The sequence below is a fragment of the Neorhizobium sp. AL 9.2.2 genome (genome assembly GCF_013317225.1).
GTDB classification, from domain to species: domain Bacteria; phylum Pseudomonadota; class Alphaproteobacteria; order Rhizobiales; family Rhizobiaceae; genus Neorhizobium; species Neorhizobium soli.
In genome coordinates, this window is the sequence record NZ_JAALXU010000001.1 from 1,017,976 (window position 1) to 1,038,407 (window position 20,432).

Consider the following 20,432-nt stretch of genomic DNA (forward strand, 5'->3'; position numbering starts at 1 on the left):
CGACACGATGCGGTTGTCACATCTCCTCACTGCAGCAACATTCATGACGATTGCCGGCCTGCTGGCAGGGTGCAACACCAGTTCCACCGCGGCGGGCGCCCCGAAAGGCCTGCTGTCGCAACGGCCGTCAAGTTCGGCTGCCTATATCACGGCGCTGCAGGGCGGGATCGTCGGGCGCACCGGCGCCGAGCTCTCCAGCAGCGATCGGACGCGGGCGCTTGAGGCGGAATACCGCGCGCTTGAAGGCAGTGCCGTCGGCCAGACGATCAAGTGGAAGGGTGACGATGCGAGCGGCGAAGTGATCGCCAACGCTCCGTTCCAGGTCGGCTCGCAGAACTGCCGCCAGTATCGCCACACCGTCACGGCCGCCGGCAAGGAACTGATGTCGCGGGGGGCAGCCTGCCGCAACGCCAGCGGCACATGGACGCCGCTGACCTGACAATCCCGATCAGACGCGGAAAATAAAAAACCGTTGCCGATGCTGTCGGGAGCGGTCTCCATCTTTGCTGCTAGGGGAACGCTTGCCGGCTGCGGCAATACCCGTCAAATTCGCGTCAACGCGCGCTAGACCACTGGCCGGCCATTGGAAAGCGTCACCGATTGCGGTAATGGGCGATGATGTATTTGTGGATCGTTCTCGCGCTGCTGACGGCTGCCGTCGCAGCCGCCCTTCTCCTGCCGTTTGCGCGCAGCGCTTCGGCGGCTGCCTCCGGCGTATCGAATGCCGCTCGGGGCAATTCTACGAGAGCCGGCGAGGTCGAAGTCTATCGCGACCAGCTGCGGGAAATCGACCGCGATCGCGAGGGCGGGTTGATCAGCACTGAGGAGGCGGAGAACGCCCGCGCCGAGGTTGGACGCCGGCTGATTGCCGCTGCGGCCGAAAACGATCAGGACAAAACCGGCGGCATCGCCAACAGGAAGCACCGGATCGCCACGGCACTCGTCACCGTCGTGCCGCCGGCATTGGGGCTCTGTTTTTACTTGAGCCTCGGAAATCCCGGCATCCCGGACCAGCCGCTACAGGCCCGCCTCGAAAACCCCGGCAACAATATCGCGCTGCTAGTCACCAAGGTGGAGCGGCACCTGGCCGAAAATCCGACCGATGGCGCGGGCTGGGATATTCTGGCGCCGATCTATCTGCGGTTGGACCGGGCTGGTGACGCCGAACTTGCCTATCGCAATGCGATCCGGTTCATCGGTCCGAGCAATGCCCGCTATTCGGGCCTTGGCGAAACGCTGGTCGTTGCCAATGACGGGATCGTCACCGAAGCGGCGCGCCAGGCATTCGAGCAGGCGGTGAAACTCGATCCGGCTGACCCGCGCTCGCGCTTTTATGCAGCACTCGGGCTTGAGCAGGGCGGGAGGAAGGACGAGGCACGCGCGGCCTTCGAGGAGCTTGCGAGCGCAACCCCTGCCGATGCGCCGTGGAAGGGTCTGCTCGACGAACATATCGTCAAGAACGGCGGGACGCCTTTGGCGGCAAAGCCTGCGGCCCCTTCGCTCGGAGGACCGACACAGGAAGATGTTGCGGCAGCGCAGGACTTGTCGCAGGGTGATCGTAAAGTGATGATTGCCGGCATGGTCGACAGTCTCGCCGCAAAGCTCAAGGACGAGCCCGACAATATCGAGGGCTGGCTGCGGCTGGTGCGCTCCTATGCGGTGCTGGGCGACGAGGCAAAGGCCCGCGACGCACTTTCGACCGGACTGGCGCAGTTTCCGCCTGACGGCAATGATGGCAAGCGTCTGCTGGCGCTTGGCAAGGAAATCGGGCTCGATGCGGATGCATCGCCGGCGCCCGAGGGAGCAAGACCATGACACGCAAGCAGAAACGCATGGCGGTGATTCTGGGCGGCATGAGCTTCGTCACGATTGCGGTGCTGCTGGTCATGTTCGCCTTCTCGCAGTCGGTCGCGTATTTCTTCATGCCGGGCGATCTGGCCAAGACCGATATCCAGCCGGGAACGCGCATTAGGCTCGGCGGGCTGGTGGAAGAGGGATCGGTCAAGCGCGGGCAGGGATCGACGGTGAGCTTTACCGTGACCGATGGTACCGGCAAGGTCGATGTCAGCTACACCGGCATTCTGCCCGACCTGTTTCGCGAGGGGCAGGGCGTGGTGACCGAAGGCGTGTTCGACGGCGGCACCCGGTTTACGGCCGACAGCGTGCTGGCCAAGCATGACGAGAACTACATGCCGAAGGAAGTGGCCGATCGGCTGAAGAAGGACGGTGTCTGGGAAGACGGGACCGGCAAGGGCATGGCGCCGAAAAAGGATGCGGCGCAGCCGGAAAACAAGACCGACGGCAAGCCGCAGGTGATGCTGCAGATGCCGGGGACGTCCGCCGAGGGAGTGACCAGACAATGATCGTCGAGATCGGCCATTACGCGCTGGTTCTGGCGCTTGCCACCGCGCTGATCGTATCCACCCTGCCGATGATCGGTGCCAGGCGTCGCGATCCCGCGATGATGGCGCTGGCAACGATTGGGTCGCTGACGCTGTTCGCTCTGGTGGTCATCGCGTTTGCGGCACTCACCTGGGCCTATATGGTGTCGGATTTTTCGGTCAAGAACGTCTGGGAAAACTCCCATTCGATGATGCCGATGATCTACAAATTCTCCGGCGTCTGGGGCAATCACGAAGGGTCGATGCTGCTCTGGCTGCTGATCCTCGCTTTGTTTTCGGCGCTGGTGGCAGGGTTCGGCGGCAATCTGCCCGATACGCTGAAAGCCAATGTTCTGGCGGTTCAGGCCTGGATATCCTCGGCCTTCCTGCTGTTCATCCTGCTCTCGTCCAACCCGTTCCTGCGGTTCGACCCGGCGCCTGCGGAAGGGCAGGACCTGAACCCGGTGCTGCAGGATATCGGCCTCGCCATCCATCCGCCGCTGCTTTACCTCGGCTATGTCGGCTTTTCAGTGTGCTTCTCGTTTGCCGTCGCGGCGCTGATCGAGGGGCGTATCGATGCCGCCTGGGCGCGCTGGGTGCGGCCGTGGACGCTGGCGGCCTGGACATTCCTCACCGCCGGCATCGCGATGGGCTCCTACTGGGCTTATTACGAACTCGGCTGGGGCGGCTGGTGGTTCTGGGATCCGGTCGAGAACGCTTCCTTCATGCCGTGGCTTGCGGGCACCGCAATGCTGCATTCGGCACTGGTGATGGAAAAGCGTGAGGCGCTGAAGATCTGGACGGTGCTTCTGGCGATCATGACCTTTTCGCTGTCGCTGCTTGGAACCTTCCTGGTGCGGTCGGGCGTGCTGACCTCGGTGCATTCGTTTGCGTCCGACCCGACCCGCGGCATCTTCATTCTCTGCATCCTTGCGGTATTTATCGGTGGTGCGTTTTCGCTGTTTGCCTGGCGGGCGCCGAGCCTGAAGGCGGGCGGACTGTTTGCGCCGATCTCGCGCGAGGGCGCGCTGGTGCTGAACAACCTGATCCTGACCGTGGCAACTGCCACTGTTCTGACCGGCACGCTCTACCCGCTGGTGCTGGAGACGCTGACCGGCGAAAAGATCTCCGTCGGCGCACCTTTCTTCAACATGACCTTCGGGTTACTGATGCTGCCGCTTCTGATCGCCGTGCCGTTCGGCCCGGTGCTGGCCTGGAAGCGCGGAGATCTGCTGGGCGCTCTGCAGCGGCTCTACGTGTTTGCCGGACTGTCGCTCGCGGCCGGTCTCGCCTTCGCGTATTTCCAGGGCGGAGGGCCGGTCCTGTCGATCTTCGGGCTGGCGCTCGGTTTCTGGGGCATGTTCGGCGCGATCGCCGATCTCTGGTATCGCGGCAATTTCGGCAAGGTCGGCTTCGCGACGGGCCTTCGACGCGTCCGGGGCCTGCCGCGCTCGGCGTTCGGAACGGCACTCGCGCATTTCGGGATGGGCGTCACCGTGCTCGGGATTTTTGCGGCAACGACATTCGGCACCGAGACGGTGGTCGAGATGAAGCAGGGGCAGACGGCAGAGGCTGGTGGCTATTCGCTGACCTTTGACGGGTTCCGCGATGCTGTCGGCCCGAACTTCACCGAAAGCCGCGGGCATTTTACCGCGCGCAAGGGCGGCGCAACCGTCGCCGACGTCTGGTCCTCGAAGCGGCTCTACACGGCGCGGCGCATGCCGACGACTGAGGCCGGTATTCTCACCTTCGGTCTCAGCCAGCTCTATGTGTCGCTCGGCGACCCCATGGATAGCGGCGGGATTGTCGTGCGGATCTGGTGGAAGCCGTTCATCCTGTGCATCTGGGGCGGATGCCTGATCATGATGGTGGGCGGGTTCGTGTCGCTGTCCGATCGCAGGCTGAGGGTCGGCGCGCCGGCCAAGCGGCCGAAGGTGGTGACGCCGAAGGGTGGGCTGGAGCCGGCGGAATGAAACATTCGCGGCTTCCCTCATTCCTGTGCTTGTCACCGCAATCCAGCGCGCCCGGGTCTCTGGGCGCAAAAGACGCAATTGAAACAGCGGGTTCTTTCACAGCGCGGACGCGCCGTGCCTGGATTCCTGTGACGAGCACAGGAATGAGGGGAGGATGGGGTTTGCGCAGATCATGCCAGGCTCTGCTTGCGCTCTTCCTGCTACTCGCACCGCTTCCCGCCTTCGCCGTCAATCCGGATGAGATCCTCAAGGATCCGGCGCTGGAACAGCGGGCGCGGCAGATTTCGACGCAGTTGCGCTGCATGGTCTGCCAGAACCAGTCGATTGACGACAGCAATGCGGAGTTGGCGCGTGATCTTCGCGTGCTGGTGCGCGAGCGGTTGACGGATGGGGATACGGACGGGCAGGTGATTGATTATGTCGTCTCCCGCTACGGCGAGTTCGTGCTGCTCAATCCGCGTGTGAGCGCAAGGACGATCATTCTCTGGGCGCTGCCGATCGGGGCGCTGGTGATCGGCATCGTCGCGCTGTTCGTCTTTATCCGCACCCGGCCAAACACACGCTCCATCGCGGCTCTGACAGATGCCGAAAAGAAGCGGATCGACGAGCTGTTGAAGCGGTAAGGCCTGCCGTTTCTCAAGGCTGCAAGAATTTCGAACATTACCAACAATTCATGCCGCCGACACGTGCAGTTAAGGTGCAGGCTCCTATATCTCTTCTCAACCACCGCCGCCGGACCTCCGGCAACACCAAGACTGACGAGAAGAAGAAGGTAGCTCAGATGCGCACCATTAAACGTCCCTCCCTGAAGACGGTTCTCAAGACTTCCACCGTAGCCGGCCTTGCGGCCGTCATGCTGTCGACCGGCATTCCGGCCCAGGTGACCGCATCCTTCGCGGCCCCCGTCAGCGTGACCGCGCCCCAGGCGCCGAGCTTTGCCGACGTGGTCTCCGCCGTATCGCCCGCCGTCGTGTCCGTTCGCGTTCAGTCGGACGAGCCGCAGGAGACTGCCGATGAAGGCGGCAACAACTTTTCCTTCAACTTCGGCGGCCGCGGCTTTGACCAGCTGCCCGACGACCATCCGCTGAAGCGCTTCTTCAAGGAATTCGGCGGTCAGGGCGGCCCCGATGCTCCCGGCGGCCCGAACGGCGGCCCCGGTGCCGGTCCGCGTGACCGCGCCGAGCGTGGTGGCCCGGGCGCGAACCGTCCGCATCACCTGCGCCCGACCGCACAGGGCTCCGGCTTCTTCATCTCCGAAGACGGCTATGTCGTCACCAACAACCACGTCGTTTCGGACGGTCAGGCCTACACGGTCGTCCTCAACGACGGCACCGAGCTCGAAGCCAAGCTGGTCGGCCGCGACAGCCGCACCGATCTCGCGCTGCTGAAGGTCGATGCCACCAGCCGCAAGTTCACCTACGTGTCCTTTGCCGACGACACCAAGACCCGCGTCGGCGACTGGGTCGTGGCTGTCGGCAACCCGTTCGGCCTTGGCGGCACCGTGACTGCCGGCATCGTTTCGGCTCGTGGCCGCGACATCGGCTCCGGCCCTTACGACGACTACATCCAGGTGGATGCGGCCGTGAACCGTGGCAATTCCGGCGGCCCGACCTTTGACCTTTCCGGCCAGGTGGTCGGTATCAACACCGCGATCTTCTCGCCGTCGGGCGGCAATGTCGGCATCGCCTTCGCGATCCCGGCCTCGACCGCCAAGGACGTGATCAACGACTTGATGAAGGACGGCAAGGTTGCGCGCGGCTGGCTCGGCGTGCAGATCCAGCCGGTGACGCAGGATATCGCGGACTCGCTTGGCCTCAAGGAAGCGGCCGGTGCGCTTGTCGTTGCTCCGCAGGAAGGCTCGCCAGGCCAGAAGGCAGGCATCAAGGAAGGTGACATCATCACCGCCGTCAACGGTCAGGCAATCAAGGATGCCCGCGAACTGTCGCGCCGCATCGCAGGCTTTGGCCCTGACGCCAAGGTGAAGATCGATCTGTGGCGCGAAGGCAAGATGCAAGACGTCACCGTGACGCTCGGCAACATGGCAAGCGACGAGGCGGCTTCGGCCGAACCGAAGCAGCCGGATGCGCCGGTTCCCTCGACCAGCAAGGCGCTCGCCTCGCTCGGCATCACCGTTGCGCCGGCAGAAGACGGTTCCGGCCTTGCCGTGACCGAAGTGGACCCGGACAGCGAAGCCGCGGCCCGTGGTCTGAAGAACGGCGAAAAGATCCTGTCGGTCAACAACCGCAAGGTCGCGACCGCCGATGACATCGGCAAGGTGATCGAGCAGGCCCGTAAGGACGGCCGCACCCGTGCGCTGTTCCAGGTGGAAGCCGGTGGCACTAGCCGCTTCGTGGCCCTGCCGATCGACGAAAGCTGATGTCAGCGACTGGTTCCCAATAGGTTGGTCCTCCCAGACGACCTCATGAAGGGCGCCACCGGCAACGGTCGGCGCCCTTCACCGTTCATGGAGTTTCAAGATGCAGACGATCATCCCACAATCCGGCAGTTCCGATGATTCCGCTGGTGCAAAAATCGCAAGCGACGCTATTGTCCCGCACATGAAGATTCTGGTGATTGAAGACGATCTCGAGGCTGCGGCCTACATGACGAAGGCCTTTCGCGAGGCAGGGATTGTTGCCGACCATGCAAGCGATGGCGAAAGCGGCCTGTTCATGGGCACCGAGAATTCCTACGACGTGATGGTGATCGACCGCATGCTGCCGCGGCGCGACGGTCTGTCGGTGATTTCGGAACTGCGCAAGCGCGGCGTCAATGCGCCGGTGCTGATCCTCTCGGCGCTTGGCCAGGTGGACGACCGGGTGACCGGGTTGCGCGCCGGCGGCGACGACTATCTGCCAAAACCCTATGCATTCTCCGAGCTTCTGGCGCGTGTCGAAGTTCTCGGCCGGCGCAAGGGCACGCCGGAACAGGACATGGCCTACCGGGTCGGCGATCTGGAACTCGACCGGCTGTCGCACGAGGTGAAGCGCGCCGGCAAGGAGATCCTGTTGCAGCCGCGAGAATTTCGTCTTCTCGAATATCTGATGAAGAATGCCGGCCAGGTGGTGACCCGCACGATGCTTCTCGAAAACGTCTGGGACTACCACTTCGACCCGCAGACCAATGTGATCGACGTGCATGTGTCGCGGCTTCGCTCGAAGATCGAGAAGGATTTCGACAAGCCGCTGCTGAAGACCATTCGCGGTGCCGGCTACATGATCAAGGACGAGGGGTAAGCCTTCGTGTTTGCCCGTATCGTCAACCGCGCCAGGCTGATGTTCCGCTCCACGGCGGTCAGGCTTTCGGCACTCTACATCCTGCTCTTTGCGCTCTGCGCCGCGTTTCTGGTGTTCTACGTGACAGCGCTTTCCGAAAAGACGCTGGTGCAGCAGACGCGCCAGACGATCCAGGAGGAAATCCAGGACATTCAGCGCGCCTATGATCGCGGCGGCATCAACCTTCTGCTGCGCATCATGGAGCGTCGCGCCCGCCAGCCGGGTGCCAATCTCTATGTGATTGCCGGTCCGAGCGGCGATATTCTGGCCGGCAATGTCGCCTCCGTGCAGCCGGGCGTTCTCGACAAGGAAGGCTGGACGGACATGCCGTTCGGCTACACCCCATATTCCGAGAACCAGGGCGCGCGCCGCCACCTCGCCATCGCCAACGTCTTGCGCTTCGACAACGGGCTCCGGATCATGATCGGCCGCGATCTCGGCGATCCCAGCCGGTTCCGCTATATCGTGCGCCAGGCACTGATGGTGGCGCTGGCGATCATGGGGCTCGGTGCTCTGGTCATCTGGTTCGGCATCGGCCGCAATGCGCTCAAACGCATCGACCGGATGTCGGCCGCAAGCCAGAAGATCATGGCCGGCGACCTGTCGCAGCGGCTCCCCGTCGGCCGCTCCGGCGACGAGTTCGATCGGCTGTCGGAATCGCTCAACGCTATGCTTGGCCGGATCGAGAAGCTCAACGAGGGACTGCGCCAGGTTTCCGACAACATCGCCCACGACTTGAAGACGCCGCTGACACGGCTGCGCAACAAGGCGGCCGATGCGCTTTCGGAAGACCGCGAGGACGTGCGTCGTCATGCGCTTGAGGGGATCATCGGCGAAAGCGACCAGCTGATCCGGACCTTCAACGCACTTTTGATGATCTCGCGGGTCGAGGCGGGTTCGATGGCGGCGGAAATGTCTGATGTCGATCTCTCTGCCGCCTCTGCGGACTGTGCCGAGCTTTACGAACCGGTGGCCGACGAGGTTGGACTGGCGCTGGTGACCGAGATCGAGCCCGGCCTTTCCGTGAACGGCAACCGCGAACTGATCGGCCAGGCGATCTTCAATCTGCTGGACAATGCGATCAAATACGCCGCTGAAGCCGGCGGTGTTCCCGAGATCAAGGTGAAACTGTCCTCAGTGGGCGGGCTGATCCGGCTGTCCGTGTGCGACAACGGTCCGGGCGTGCCAGCGGACAAGCGCGAAGAGGTGACGAAGCGGTTCTTCCGGCTGGATGCCAGTCGTTCCAAGCCCGGAACGGGTCTCGGCCTGTCTCTGGTCGAGGCAGTGATGGGGCTGCATGGCGGAAGGCTGGAGCTCTCCGCGACCGACGAGGCGAGCACTGAGGCTCCCGGCTTGACGGTGACCATGGTGTTTCCGGTGGTGAAGGGCTAGGCTGGCGGAGCGCGGGAGGAAAAGAATGGAGACCGGAAACCGGCTCGACGACGTAGCGGCTGGTGTGATCCGGCCGCTGAACCAGGCGGAGGCCAAGCTTGCGCTTTCCCTGTTGAAGGAGATCGGCAAGACCGAGCCTTCCGTGGCTGAACTCGTCAAGGCCGATGGGCCGCTCAAGGCCTTTTTTGTCGCAGCGTTCTCGCTGTCACCGTTTCTCCGCGATGTGGCTTCGATCAGGCCTAAGCTTCTGGCCGGTGCGATCGACGGGCAGGTCGAGGATGCGCTGGCCGCGCTGGTTGACGCAGCGCGAGACGCCTGGCGACCGGTGGATGCAAGGATCCCGTCCGAGAACGAGGTGATGACGGCGCTGCGCAGTGCCAAGCGCGCATTCGGCTTTCTGCTGGCGCTCGCCGATCTTGCACGGATCTTTTCGGCGAGGGACACGACACGCTGGCTAAGCGAATTTGCGCAGGCCTCTACGGCCGCCACGATCGATCATCTGCTTCTGGCAGCGCATGAGGGCGGCAAGCTCCGGCTCGTCGATGCCACGGAGCCGAGCCGCGGGTCGGGCCTGATCGTGCTCGGCATGGGCAAGCTGGGTGGGCGCGAGCTGAACTACTCTTCCGATATCGACATCGTCGTCTTCTATGATCCAGAGGCCGGCATTCTTGCAGACCCGCTGGATGCCTCGGAAACCTATGGGCGGATGATGCGGCGGCTGATCCGCATTCTGCAGGAGCGCACCGCAGACGGCTATGTGTTCCGCACCGATCTGCGGCTGAGGCCGGATCCCGGTTCGACGCCGCTTGCCGTGTCGATGGATGCGGCGCTGATCTACTACGAGGGCCGGGGGCAGAACTGGGAACGGGCGGCCTTCATCAAGGCCCGTCCGGTGGCTGGCGATATCGTGGCCGGCGAGGGCTTTCTGAAGCTGCTGACGCCCTTCGTGTTTCGCAAATATCTCGACTATGCGGCGATTGCCGATATCCATTCGATCAAGCGGCAGATCCATGTGCACAAGGGCCACGGTGCGATTGCCGTCAAAGGTCATGACATCAAGCTCGGCCGCGGCGGCATCCGCGAGATCGAGTTCTTTGCGCAGACCCAGCAGCTGATCGCCGGCGGCCGCATGCCGGCCTTGCGCACGCGCGAGACCGAGGCGGCGCTGAAGGCGCTGGCCGAGGCGAAATGGATCAGGCCGGAGATAGCGGCGGCGCTGACCGATGCCTACTGGTTCCTGCGCGATGTGGAGCACCGCATCCAGATGGTGCATGACGAACAGACGCACCGGCTGCCAACCACCGAGGCGGAGCTGAAGCGCATTGCCTTCATGCTTGGCTTCGACAGCGTCGCGGCATTTTCGACGCGGCTCGAAGCCATTTTGAGGACCGTCGAGAAGCGCTATTCCCGGCTGTTCGAGCAGGAGGAAAAGCTTTCTTCCCAGGGCGGAAATTACGAAGGCAATCTCGTCTTTACCGGCCAGAAGGACGATCCCGATACGCTGGAGACGCTCGGCCGGCTCGGCTTTGAGCGTCCGGCCGACATCAGCCGGGTGATCCGGACCTGGCATTCCGGACGCTACCGGGCGACCCAGTCCTCGGAAGCGCGCGAGCGGCTGACGGAGATGATGCCGGCGCTTCTGAAGGCAATCGGCGAAAGCCGCCGCGCCGACGAGGCCCTGCTGCGGTTCGACAGTTTTCTCAAAGGTCTGCCGGCCGGCATCCAGCTGTTCTCGCTGATCGGCAACAATCCGCTTCTTCTGTCCCTGATCGTAACGATCATGGCATCCGCGCCGCGGCTGGCCGATATCGTCGCCTCCAAACCGCATGTATTCGACGGCATGCTGGATCCCGGGCTGATGGCCGAGATCCCCACCCGCGACTTTCTCGCCTCGCGGCTGACCGCGTTTCTGGCAAGCTCGCGGCACTACGAGGATCGACTGGACCGGCTGCGGATCTTTGCGGCCGAGCATCGTTTCCTGATCGGGATCCGATTGCTGACCGGGTCGATTTCCGGAGAGGAGGCCGGTCGCGCCTTTACCCATCTCGCCGATCTCCTGATCGAGGCAGCTCTGGTTGCGGTGACAGCCGAAATCGAGGCGGCGCATGGCGCCTATCCGGGCGGTCGGTTGGCCGTGCTCGGCATGGGCAAGCTCGGTTCGTTCGAGCTGACCGCCGGCTCCGATGTCGATCTCATCCTCCTCTACGACTATGACAGCGCGGTCGCGGAAAGCGACGGTCCGCGGCCGCTCGACGCGCAACGCTATTTTACGCGCCTGACCCAGCGGCTCGTCGCAGCACTTTCGGCGCCGATGGCGGAAGGCGTGATCTTCGAGGTGGATCTGCGGCTTCGGCCCTCGGGCAACAAGGGACCGGTCGCCACCCGCATCGGTGCCTTCGGCAAATATCAGCGCGAGGAAGCCTGGACCTGGGAGCATATGGCGCTGACGCGGGCGCGGCTCGTCTGCGGTGACGCAAGCCTTCAGGACGAGGTGAGGGACGTGATCGACGACGTTCTGTCGGCAAGCCGTGATGTCGGCCAGATCGCTAAGGACGTCTCAGAGATGCGGGTCCTGATCGGCAAGGAAAAGCCGCCGCGCGATAGCTGGGACTTGAAGCTGATACCGGGTGGGCTGATCGATATCGAGTTCCTCGCCCAGTACCTGCGGCTTGTCGCACCCGTGAAGGACATCACCGTCCCCACCTACGGCTCGACGACCGGCGAGTTGCTGGAACTGTTAGGGAAGGACCTGATGACGCCCGGCGACCTCGATACCTGCCTCGAGGCACTCAGGTTGTTCAGCGAACTGTCGCAGATCATCAGGCTCTGTGTCGACGGCCCGTTCGAGCCGAAGGATGCGCCATCCGGTCTCGTTGAGCGCATCTGTCGGGCTGGAGACTGCCCGGATCTGTCAACGCTCGAGGGCGAGGTAAAGCGGCTATCCAAGGCGGTGCGGAAGGTTTTCGAGAAGGTGGTGAGAGCCTGAGCCCCGTCTGCCGGTTCTGACCGAGATGATCATCTGATCAGAGTGAATATCTCGGCTGTCCCAGCGATTGCTGCAAGCACCAGCCCGAAGATCACACAGATAATATTGATGATCCAACCCTGATCCGGCTTCGAATCCAGTTTGACGTTGATCATCGCAAGCGCTGCTCGCGTGTCGTCAGCAATTTCGCAGAGCTTGGGAATACGGGCGTCTGCAGCGCTGCTCACAGGTGATCTCCTTCAACAGGCGAAGTGGGTCGCAGGTGTGTGAGGGCGAGTCAATTGCGATCTGGGATTGATCGTGTGGTGTTCCTCAAGCCACCTTCTTTGCCGTAAACTGGATCACATCGCTTTGAGGGATGTGGATCGACACCACGGTTCCCTTGCCCATGACGGACCGGATCCGCATCGTGCCGCCGTGGAGTGCGATCAGCGAGCGGGAGATGGCGAGGCCGAGGCCGGAGCCGCCTTTGCTCTTGGCATACTGGCTCTGCACCTGTTCGAACGGCTGGCCGATCTTCGACAGCGATGCCTTGGGGATGCCGATGCCGGTGTCGGCGATGGTGAGCACGATGCCGCCGCTGATCGGCTTTGCGCGCAGTTCGATGCGGCCGCCTTCGTCGGTGAATTTCACGGCGTTGGAGAGGAGGTTCAGCATCACCTGTTTCAGCGCCCGGCGATCGCCGATCATGTCGAGGGAAGGCGACAGGCACTGGCGGATGGCGATCTGCTTTTCCTGCGCGACCACCGCCGTCAGCCTCAGGCTTTCCTCGATCAGCGGCGTCAGGTTGACGGGCTCCGACTGGATCAGCATGTGACCGGCCTCGATCTTCGACATGTCGAGGATATCGTTGATGACGTTGAGGAGATGCTTGCCGCTGTCGTGGATATCGCGGGAGTATTCGCTGTATTTGGCGGATCCGAGCGGGCCGAACATGCCGTTCACGAGGATTTCGGAAAAGCCGAGGATGGCGTTGAGCGGCGTTCTGAGTTCGTGGGACATGTTGGCGAGGAATTCCGACTTCGCCTTGTTGGCGGCCTCGGCGCGTTCCTTTTCCGCCTGGTAATTGGCATTGGCGGTCGAAAGCTCTTCCTTCTGGCGCTCGAGCTTCTTCTGCGAGGCGGAGAGATCGCCGATCGTCGCCATCAGGCGGCGCTCGGAATCGCGCAGACGTTCCTGGTGACGCTTGAGCAGGGTGATGTCGGTGCCGACGGAAACCGTGCCGCCATCGCGGGTGCGGCGTTCGTTGATCTGCAGCCAGCGTTCATCGGCAAGCTGCACTTCGGTGGTGCGCGACAGGCCGCTGCGATCGGGATCGGCGACACGGCGTTCGATCACCGGACGGGCAGAGGCGCCAAGCACGGTGCTGCGTTCGGTGCCAGGGACGAGGACTGAGTCCGGAAGACCGTGGGCCTGCTGGAAATGGGTATTGCACATTACCAGGCGGTCGTTCTTGTCCCAGAGAACGAAGGCTTCCGACGTGCACTCGATGGCGTCTGCAAGGCGCTGGTCGGCTTCTGCATAGCGTTCGGCAAGCCGGTGCTGCTCGGTCACATCCATGGCGATGCCGATCACATGGGTGCGACCGTTTGCCATCCGCACGACCTGGGCGCGGGCGCGCATCCACACATAGTGGCCGGCGGCGTGGCGCATGCGGAAGACTTGGTCCACCTGCTTGGCATTGCCGCGGCTGATGGCGCGGGCGAGAGCGTAAAGATTGCCATCGGTCGGGTGCATCATCCGCGCCGCATCGGTAAAGGACACGACGTTGCCAACCGGGGGGAAGCCGAGCATCTCGTACATCGAGCCCGACCAGAACAGGCGCCGGTTAGTAACGTCGAAATCCCACAGGCCGCAGCGACCGCGCGACAGCGCCGTCTCGATGCGCAGGTTCGATTGCACGAACGTCTCGTCGGCGTCGCGGGCGCGCTTCACCTGAGCGTAATAGGCATAGAGGATGACGAGCAGGATGGCCGAAATGCCGGCAAAGATCGTGACGCTGAGCGAGACTTCGCCACGTACGAATTCGTTCGTCGTCTCCAGCGAATGGGCCGCTACGATCAGCGCACCGTCGTTGCCGATTGGCTTGATCGACGCATAGTAGGGGACATCACCGAAAAAGGTCTCGATGACCGTGCCCGACCCGCCGACGCGGCGCATGGCTGCGGTTTCGGGAAGAACCGAGGAAAGACGCTTGCCGAGATAGCTGCCGGTATCGCCGATGCCGCCGAAGATCCGGCCGGTGGTATCGGTAAAGAGCACGACAGCGCCGCGCTCCAGCTTGTCCTGGCCGAGGAATGTCGAGAGACGCGCTTGGGCAGTCTGGCGGTCGGCTGCAGCAAACAGCGATTCCTGACCGGAGAAAGCGGCGGATGCGGTCGCGGACATCAGCGACGCGGACTGGCGCGCGGCATCTTCCATCCGGCCATGCTCGCCCACGATCCCCATAATGCGCGATGCGGCAACGACGGCAAGAAAGATAAGGATCAGAATTGGAATGGAACGCTTCAGCACCAGCTCGACGCGCGGCGTCTGCTGTGCGATCGGCCGGACGGAAAGCTGAGCTTCCTCCGGAGCCGTCCGTCCAAGGCTGCTGAAGCCTGGAAACTTGAAGCGCAACCATCCCCCGGCCTCGGTTTCCCGCTGCACGCCCGATATCATCGTCATCCGATCCCTCGTCGTGATTCGCTGCGCCGCCGCTCGAATCTAACCTAATGAATCACAGAGTGATTCTCTGTGTCCAGAGGGTTGGTAACATTTCGTTAACCATATGATAGTCGACGCATTTACGCCTTGGAGGATCCGCAAATCAGGTGTCTGGGTAACGCTTTTCAGGATGCGAGTTATCAAGCCCCGTCAAGCAAGATGTACCAAAATGTGCCAAATCGGCGCAAAAAATATCCGCGCCGGCAGGCAGCCGACGCGGATGTCATTTTGCACGAAGATTGTCTCAGCCCTTCAGCATACGCTCAACGATGTCGCGCACGTCAGTCGAAAGGGACGGGCTGCGTTCAATCGTCATCAAAGCGTCGCGGGCCTGGTCGGCGCGGGTCGGCTCCAGCGAGCGCCATGAGCGCATCGAGGTGAGGATGCGGGCGGCAAGTTGCGGGTTCTTCGGATCGATCTCGAGGATCTGTCCGGCCAGGAACCGGTAGCCTTCGCCGTCGCGACGGTTGAAGCCGGTCGGGTTCGAGAAGGCATACATGCCGACCAGTGCGCGAACACGGTTCGGATTGCCGGCATTGTAGCGCGGATGGTCGATCAACGCTTTGACCCGCGACAGTGCATCTTCGCCGGGCATGGTCGCCTGCAGCGAGAACCACTTGTCGATGACGAGCGGGTTTTCGCCGAACCGTGTCAGGAAGCTTGCGAGCGCACCTGTTGTTTCCGACGCTTCCGGGAAGCGATGGGCAAGCAGGGTGAGCGCCTGCGACAGTTCCGTCATGTTGTCGGCTGCACCGAAGGCTTCGGCCGCGCGCTGCGGGCTGTTCTCGGCATAGGCGAGGTAGGTCAGTGCCGCAGCCTTGAGAGCCCGCTTGCCGGCGCTTTCGGCATCCGGCGAATAGGCACTATCTGCCTTCATGTCACTGAACAGACGCTTGAACAGGTCTTCACCAGCATCTGCGATGAGCTTCAAGACCGCATTGCGGCCCGTGTGGATGGCTTCCGGATCGTTGTTGCCACCAAGCTCGCGACCGATGTCGGCTTCGCTCGGAAGTGCCAGAACCTGCGCGCGGAAGGCCGGCTCCAGCGTGTCGTCACCGGCCGCTTCCAGAAGTGCCGCAATCAGCGCCGGGTCGCAGGTGACCTCATGACCTTCCCGCGCATCGCGGGCCGCCTTGGTGAGGTTGGGGATGGCGAGATCCGTCAGGGACTGCCAGCGTGAAAACAGATCCGTGTCGTGACGCGCGATATGCGCAAGATCGGCCGGCGTCTGGGTAAAGGCGATGTTGACCGGCGCCGAGAACGAACGGTTGAGCGACAGGACCGGCCGCGACGCGATTCCGGTGAAGGTGAAGGTCTGGCGGCGATCGGTCAGATGCAGCACGTCACCGGTCACTTCACCGCCCTTGACGGATGTCGCGTCGGCAATGGTGCCATTGTCGAGGATCAGCGCGAAGGACAACGGAATGTGCATCGGCTGCTTGTCCGGCTGGCCCGGCGTTGCTGGCACCATCTGTTCGAGCGACAGCTTGAACGTGGCGGATGCCTGGTCGTATTCGGTCGAGACGTTGACGAGCGGCGTGCCGGCCTGCGAATACCAGAGCGAGAACTGGGCGAGATCGCGGCCGCTCACGTCCTCGAAGCATTTCACATAGTCCTCGACGGTGACGGCCTGGCCGTCATGCCGTTCGAAATAGAGATCCATGCCGGCCTTGAAATCGTCCATGCCGAGCAGCGTGGCGATCATGCCGGTGACTTCGGACCCCTTCTGGTAGACCGTCGTCGTGTAGAAATTGTTGATCTCGCGATAGGTCGTCGGGCGCACCGGGTGGGCGAGCGGGCCGCCATCCTCCGGGAACTGGTCCGAGCGCAGATGGCGCACTTCGGCGATGCGCTTGACCGGGCGCGAGCGCTGGTCGGCCGAGAATTCGTGGTCGCGATAGACCGTGAGGCCTTCCTTCAGGCACAGCTGGAACCAGTCGCGGCAGGTGATGCGGTTGCCGGTCCAGTTGTGGAAGTATTCGTGGGCGATGATCGCCTCGATATTGGCGTAGTCCTGATCCGTTGCAGTCTCTGGATCGGCCAGCACGTACTTGTCGTTGAAGACGTTGAGCCCCTTGTTCTCCATGGCGCCCATGTTGAAGTCTGAGACGGCGACGATCATGAAGATGTCGAGATCGTATTCGCGGCCGAACCGCTCCTCGTCCCACTTCATCGAACGCTTCAGAGCGTCCATGGCATAGGCGGTGCGCGACTCGTTGCCGTGCTCGACATAGATCTTCAGCGTGACTTCACGCTCGGACATCGTCACGAACGTGTCTTCGACGACCGCAAGATCGCCGGCGACGAGAGCAAACAGGTAGGATGGCTTCGGATGCGGATCGAACCAGGCGGCAAAGGCGCGGCCTTCGTCATATCCGGCACCGCCCAGGAAATTGCCGTTCGACAGCATGACCGGGTTGGCGGCCTTGTCACCGATGATGGTGATCGTGTAGGGCGCCAGAACGTCGGGACGGTCAGGGAAGTATGTGATCCGGCGGAAGCCTTCGGCCTCGCACTGCGTGCAATAGATGCCGTTGGTGCGGTAAAGCCCCATCAGCTGCGTATTGGCTTCCGGATTGATATGGGTCGTGATGGTGATCTCAAACGGCGCCTCGGCCGGCAGATCACGGATGATGAGGCTTTCCGGCGTGGCATCGTACTGACTGGCCGGCACGTCCTTTTGGTCAAACAGCAGGCCGGAAAGAGCAAGCTCGTCGCCATCGAGAACCAGCGGCGCGGACAAATCCACGCCTTCGCGGCGATGGAAGATCAGCCGGGCATCCACTTTCGTGTTCGTCGGGTCGAGCTCGAAGGTGAGGTCGACACGTTCCAGAACGAAATCAGTGGGGCGGTAATCTGCCAGATGTACGATCTGGCCCGTATCTGTTCGCATGACTTTTCCTGAACCGGCTCTTCAAATTGAACGCGTCGAGGATCTGCGCGGTTGCGCGCATTGAGCTTTCGACAATCCCCATCGCCGCCGCGGATCATTGCACGCAATACTAAACGATTGTTGAAGCCACCTTTAAGATAACGCGATTTTGTTCCAGTCTTGAGCAGCCTCGCGGAAGCTGACTTGCCATCATGCTTCGTGATTGTGCTTTGTCAATTTCCTGTCGCGGCCCCGGGAAATGTGGTTATTGTGATTTGTATTCGAATCCTTTTCTTTGACGGTGCTGCGATTACGGTCCCGTCACCGTGATTTTTGCAGAGTGCATGATGGTGGCCGACGCGCAGAACCCCTTGCGGGGCATTCTTTTCAAGGTCATCTCCGTCGTCATCTTCGTGGCCATGCAGGTCTGCATCAAGTCCGCAGGCGCCGGCATCCCGGCAGGACAGATAACCTTTTACCGCTCCGCCTTCGGGATCGTGCCGATCGTGCTCTACCTGTCGGTTCTCGGACAGCTATGGCCGGCATTCCACACGTCGAGCATTTTTGGACATTTCAAGCGCGGTGTGCTGGGCATCATGTCGATGGCCTTCGGCTTTTACGGCCTGATCCACCTGCCGCTGCCAGAAGCGATCGCCATCGGCTACGCGGGACCGCTGATGGCCGTCGTGTTTGCAGCGCTCATCCTCAAAGAAACAGTGCGCGTCTATCGCTGGACGGCGGTGTTGATCGGAATCGTTGGCGTTCTCGTCGTCTCATGGCCAAAGCTGACACTGCTCCGCGACGGCGGGTTTGCCTCCGAACAGGCGCTCGGGGCGATCGCGGTTCTCTGTGCCGCCGTGCTGGCCGGTCTTGCCATGGTGCAGGTGCGCCAGCTGGTGCAGACCGAAAAGACGGCGACGATCGTGCTGTACTTTTCGCTGACCGGCGCGCTTCTGTCGCTGGCCAGCCTGCCGTTCGGCTGGGTGTCGCTGCCCTGGAGCAGTTTTCTGCTTCTGATCGCGGCCGGGCTATGCGGTGGCGTAGCGCAGATCTTCCTGACCGAAAGCTATCGATTTGCCGATGTCTCGACAGTCGCACCCTTCGACTATACGTCGATCATTCTGGGCATTGCCGTGTCATATCTGCTGTTTGCGGACGTGCCGACGGCAACGACGCTGATCGGTACCGCGATTACGGTTTCCGCCGGTATCTTCATTATCTACCGCGAGCATCGGTTGGGTCTCGAGCGCAAGGCGGCACGCCGGGCGTCAAGCACCGCCAACTGAATCCGTGCTGCAGGAACATGGCGCCAAACGCAAAAGGGCCGCGTGACGCAGCCCTCGACAGTTCAATCCAACGTGGATGACGCTTTACAGCGGAATTGCAGTTTCCGCGTCGGAGCGCTTTACCGCTGAACGGGAAAACTCGACGGATGCAGATACCGCGCAGCTGATCTGGAGAATGCTGTCGCGGATCGTACGGATCGGGTGCAGAACGGTTTTCATTGTCGTCATACCCTCAGCGTTCACGGAAGTCTGCGAAGACGGCGGACGGACGGGTTATCCCGACCGGACGGCTCATCGAGCGCGACGTGATCTGCTCGTGCGTGGCAGATCCGAAGTGGTGGTACCCGTTCGACGAGCGCGGCGCGAGGCCGGCAACGCGGAGGGTTTCAAAGCCCGAATGGATCGGACGAAAGCGTGTGGTCATTGCCTTGGTTCCTTAAACCGTGTCCTCCCAAGACAGGATGATATATTGCAGCGCAGCATTGATTCATCAATGGCGGCAAACGCGGCGCTGACATGCAGCGCACGCATAACGATATTCATAAATTGGTAATATTAACGCGAATCGTCGGTCTGCTGCCTAGATTCTGGGCATTCAAGTGCCGGAAATGCGGCTTTTGAACAGCAGCATGTCCTGCCAGGCAAGAGCCTTGTTGGCAGGCGCCGCAAGCAGATCCTGAGGGTGAAGCGTCGCCAGCGCCGACACCGCGAGACCTGCCGCCGTGACCTCGCGCCATTCGCCGCGCATGGAATGGATCGTGCCGGTGTCGCCGAGGAACAGACGCGCGGGAAAGTTGCCGAGCAGCAGCAGATGGCGTGGCTCGGCAAGCGCGATCTGACGGTCGAGGAACGGCCTGCAGATTTCAAGCTCCGCGTCTGAAGGCATCCGGCTTCCCGGCGGACGCCAGGGGATGATGTTGGTGAGCAGCACCGTTTCGCGCGACAGGCCGATCGCCGCCAGCATTCGGTCCAGCAATTGGCCTTGCCGCCCGGAAAACGGTGTGCCGTCGCGATCATCTTCGGCATTCGGCATCGGGCCGATCACCATGATGCGCGATTGCGGATCGCCGGTCATGAACACCGTTGAGCGGGCGCCGTGTTTCAGGTTGCAGCCGCCGAAGGTTTCCAGCGCCGTCTTCAGTTCGGAAAGCGTGCCGGCACCGTCTGCCGCAAGACGCGCGGCATTGACCGCGCCGCCATCGGGAATGGCGACCTGCTGCATGGAGGAGGGGGTAAGACGCGGAGCCGGGGGTGCGGGACGCTGCTGCTGTGGGGCATCGCCGCCGCCAGCATAGGCCTCACGCTCACCTTGCGGCGGTGACGACGCGTTCGGTGCCGCTCGCCCTTGCGCCTTCGCGGCCTTCTGCTCGGCAAACTGCGCGAAGCGATCGACCGGTTCGTCCTCGACCAGCCAGTCGACACCCGAATCCGCATAGAAATGCAGCAGCGCTGCAAGTTCGGCAGGATCGAGTTCGGAGGCGGTGGGGCTCATATGCGCACCCTATAGCATGTCGGGCTCGGGTTGGAATGGGATTCCGTCCGCGGCTGTGGAGAACCTCGT

Annotated in this window: 16 protein-coding genes; 10 read left to right on the forward strand and 6 right to left on the reverse strand. The window is 62.5% G+C overall.

Features of this window, described 5'->3' with window-relative positions:
• Positions 1-7: 7 nt before the first annotated feature.
• The 9 genes from G6K99_RS04895 (at position 8) to G6K99_RS04935 (ending at position 12,007) form a co-directional block, all read left to right on the forward strand.
• On the forward strand, positions 8-439 hold the full coding sequence (locus tag G6K99_RS04895; protein ID WP_062454768.1) for a hypothetical protein: 432 nt from the start codon (positions 8-10) through the stop codon (positions 437-439).
• Positions 440-618: 179 nt separating this feature from the next.
• Positions 619-1,815: a c-type cytochrome biogenesis protein CcmI gene (gene ccmI, locus G6K99_RS04900; RefSeq protein ID WP_174196050.1), complete on the forward strand. Its 1,197-nt coding sequence runs from the start codon at positions 619-621 to the stop codon at positions 1,813-1,815.
• The gene (gene ccmE, locus G6K99_RS04905; RefSeq protein WP_062579716.1) at positions 1,812-2,363 is read left to right on the forward strand and encodes a cytochrome c maturation protein CcmE; all 552 of its coding nucleotides are present in this window, start codon (positions 1,812-1,814) and stop codon (positions 2,361-2,363) included. The genes ccmI and ccmE overlap by 4 nt, the downstream gene beginning before the upstream one ends.
• Positions 2,360-4,354, forward strand: coding sequence for a heme lyase CcmF/NrfE family subunit (locus G6K99_RS04910; protein ID WP_174195875.1), 1,995 nt, complete (start codon positions 2,360-2,362; stop codon positions 4,352-4,354). The genes ccmE and G6K99_RS04910 overlap by 4 nt, the downstream gene beginning before the upstream one ends.
• 143 nt (positions 4,355-4,497) lie before the next feature.
• Positions 4,498-4,977 (forward strand): cytochrome c-type biogenesis protein, encoded by a 480-nt coding sequence (locus G6K99_RS04915; protein WP_062453433.1) that lies wholly within the window; start codon positions 4,498-4,500, stop codon positions 4,975-4,977.
• Between the two features lie 158 nt (positions 4,978-5,135).
• Complete coding sequence (locus tag G6K99_RS04920) at positions 5,136-6,731, forward strand: Do family serine endopeptidase (RefSeq protein WP_174195877.1); 1,596 nt, start codon at positions 5,136-5,138, stop codon at positions 6,729-6,731.
• A 100-nt stretch (positions 6,732-6,831) separates the two neighbouring features.
• On the forward strand, positions 6,832-7,590 hold the full coding sequence (locus G6K99_RS04925) for a response regulator transcription factor (RefSeq protein ID WP_274598264.1): 759 nt from the start codon (positions 6,832-6,834) through the stop codon (positions 7,588-7,590).
• Between the two features lie 39 nt (positions 7,591-7,629).
• Positions 7,630-9,021 carry a HAMP domain-containing sensor histidine kinase gene (locus G6K99_RS04930; RefSeq protein WP_174196051.1) on the forward strand — a complete coding sequence of 464 codons (1,392 nt, stop codon included), beginning with the start codon at positions 7,630-7,632 and terminating at the stop codon, positions 9,019-9,021.
• A 25-nt stretch (positions 9,022-9,046) separates the two neighbouring features.
• Positions 9,047-12,007, forward strand: a complete 2,961-nt coding sequence (locus G6K99_RS04935; RefSeq protein WP_174195878.1) for a bifunctional [glutamine synthetase] adenylyltransferase/[glutamine synthetase]-adenylyl-L-tyrosine phosphorylase — start codon at positions 9,047-9,049, stop codon at positions 12,005-12,007.
• Positions 12,008-12,036: 29 nt separating this feature from the next.
• Here G6K99_RS04935 and G6K99_RS04940 read toward each other — a convergent pair whose 3' ends face one another.
• The 3 genes from G6K99_RS04940 to pepN all read right to left on the reverse strand — a co-directional run bounded on the left by G6K99_RS04940 (position 12,037) and on the right by pepN (position 17,606).
• Complete coding sequence (locus tag G6K99_RS04940; protein ID WP_174195879.1) at positions 12,037-12,234, reverse strand: hypothetical protein; 198 nt, start codon at positions 12,232-12,234, stop codon at positions 12,037-12,039.
• An 85-nt stretch (positions 12,235-12,319) separates the two neighbouring features.
• Complete coding sequence (locus tag G6K99_RS04945; protein WP_244631357.1) at positions 12,320-14,674, reverse strand: PAS domain-containing sensor histidine kinase; 2,355 nt, start codon at positions 14,672-14,674, stop codon at positions 12,320-12,322.
• 283 nt (positions 14,675-14,957) lie between these two features.
• Positions 14,958-17,606 (reverse strand): aminopeptidase N, encoded by a 2,649-nt coding sequence (pepN, locus tag G6K99_RS04950; protein WP_174195880.1) that lies wholly within the window; start codon positions 17,604-17,606, stop codon positions 14,958-14,960.
• Positions 17,607-17,932: 326 nt separating this feature from the next.
• Between pepN and G6K99_RS04955 the strand changes: the two genes are divergently transcribed.
• Positions 17,933-18,871, forward strand: coding sequence for a DMT family transporter (locus tag G6K99_RS04955; RefSeq protein ID WP_113111278.1), 939 nt, complete (start codon positions 17,933-17,935; stop codon positions 18,869-18,871).
• A gap of 84 nt (positions 18,872-18,955) precedes the next feature.
• Here the strand turns inward: G6K99_RS04955 and G6K99_RS23390 are convergent, their stop codons facing one another.
• From G6K99_RS23390 to G6K99_RS04965, 3 genes are all read right to left on the reverse strand, one after another.
• On the reverse strand, positions 18,956-19,090 hold the full coding sequence (locus tag G6K99_RS23390) for a hypothetical protein (protein WP_256413693.1): 135 nt from the start codon (positions 19,088-19,090) through the stop codon (positions 18,956-18,958).
• Positions 19,091-19,103: 13 nt separating this feature from the next.
• Positions 19,104-19,295, reverse strand: a complete 192-nt coding sequence (locus tag G6K99_RS04960; protein WP_062453430.1) for a hypothetical protein — start codon at positions 19,293-19,295, stop codon at positions 19,104-19,106.
• 171 nt (positions 19,296-19,466) lie between these two features.
• Positions 19,467-20,363 (reverse strand): uracil-DNA glycosylase family protein, encoded by an 897-nt coding sequence (locus G6K99_RS04965; protein ID WP_174195881.1) that lies wholly within the window; start codon positions 20,361-20,363, stop codon positions 19,467-19,469.
• Positions 20,364-20,432: the final 69 nt, after the last annotated feature.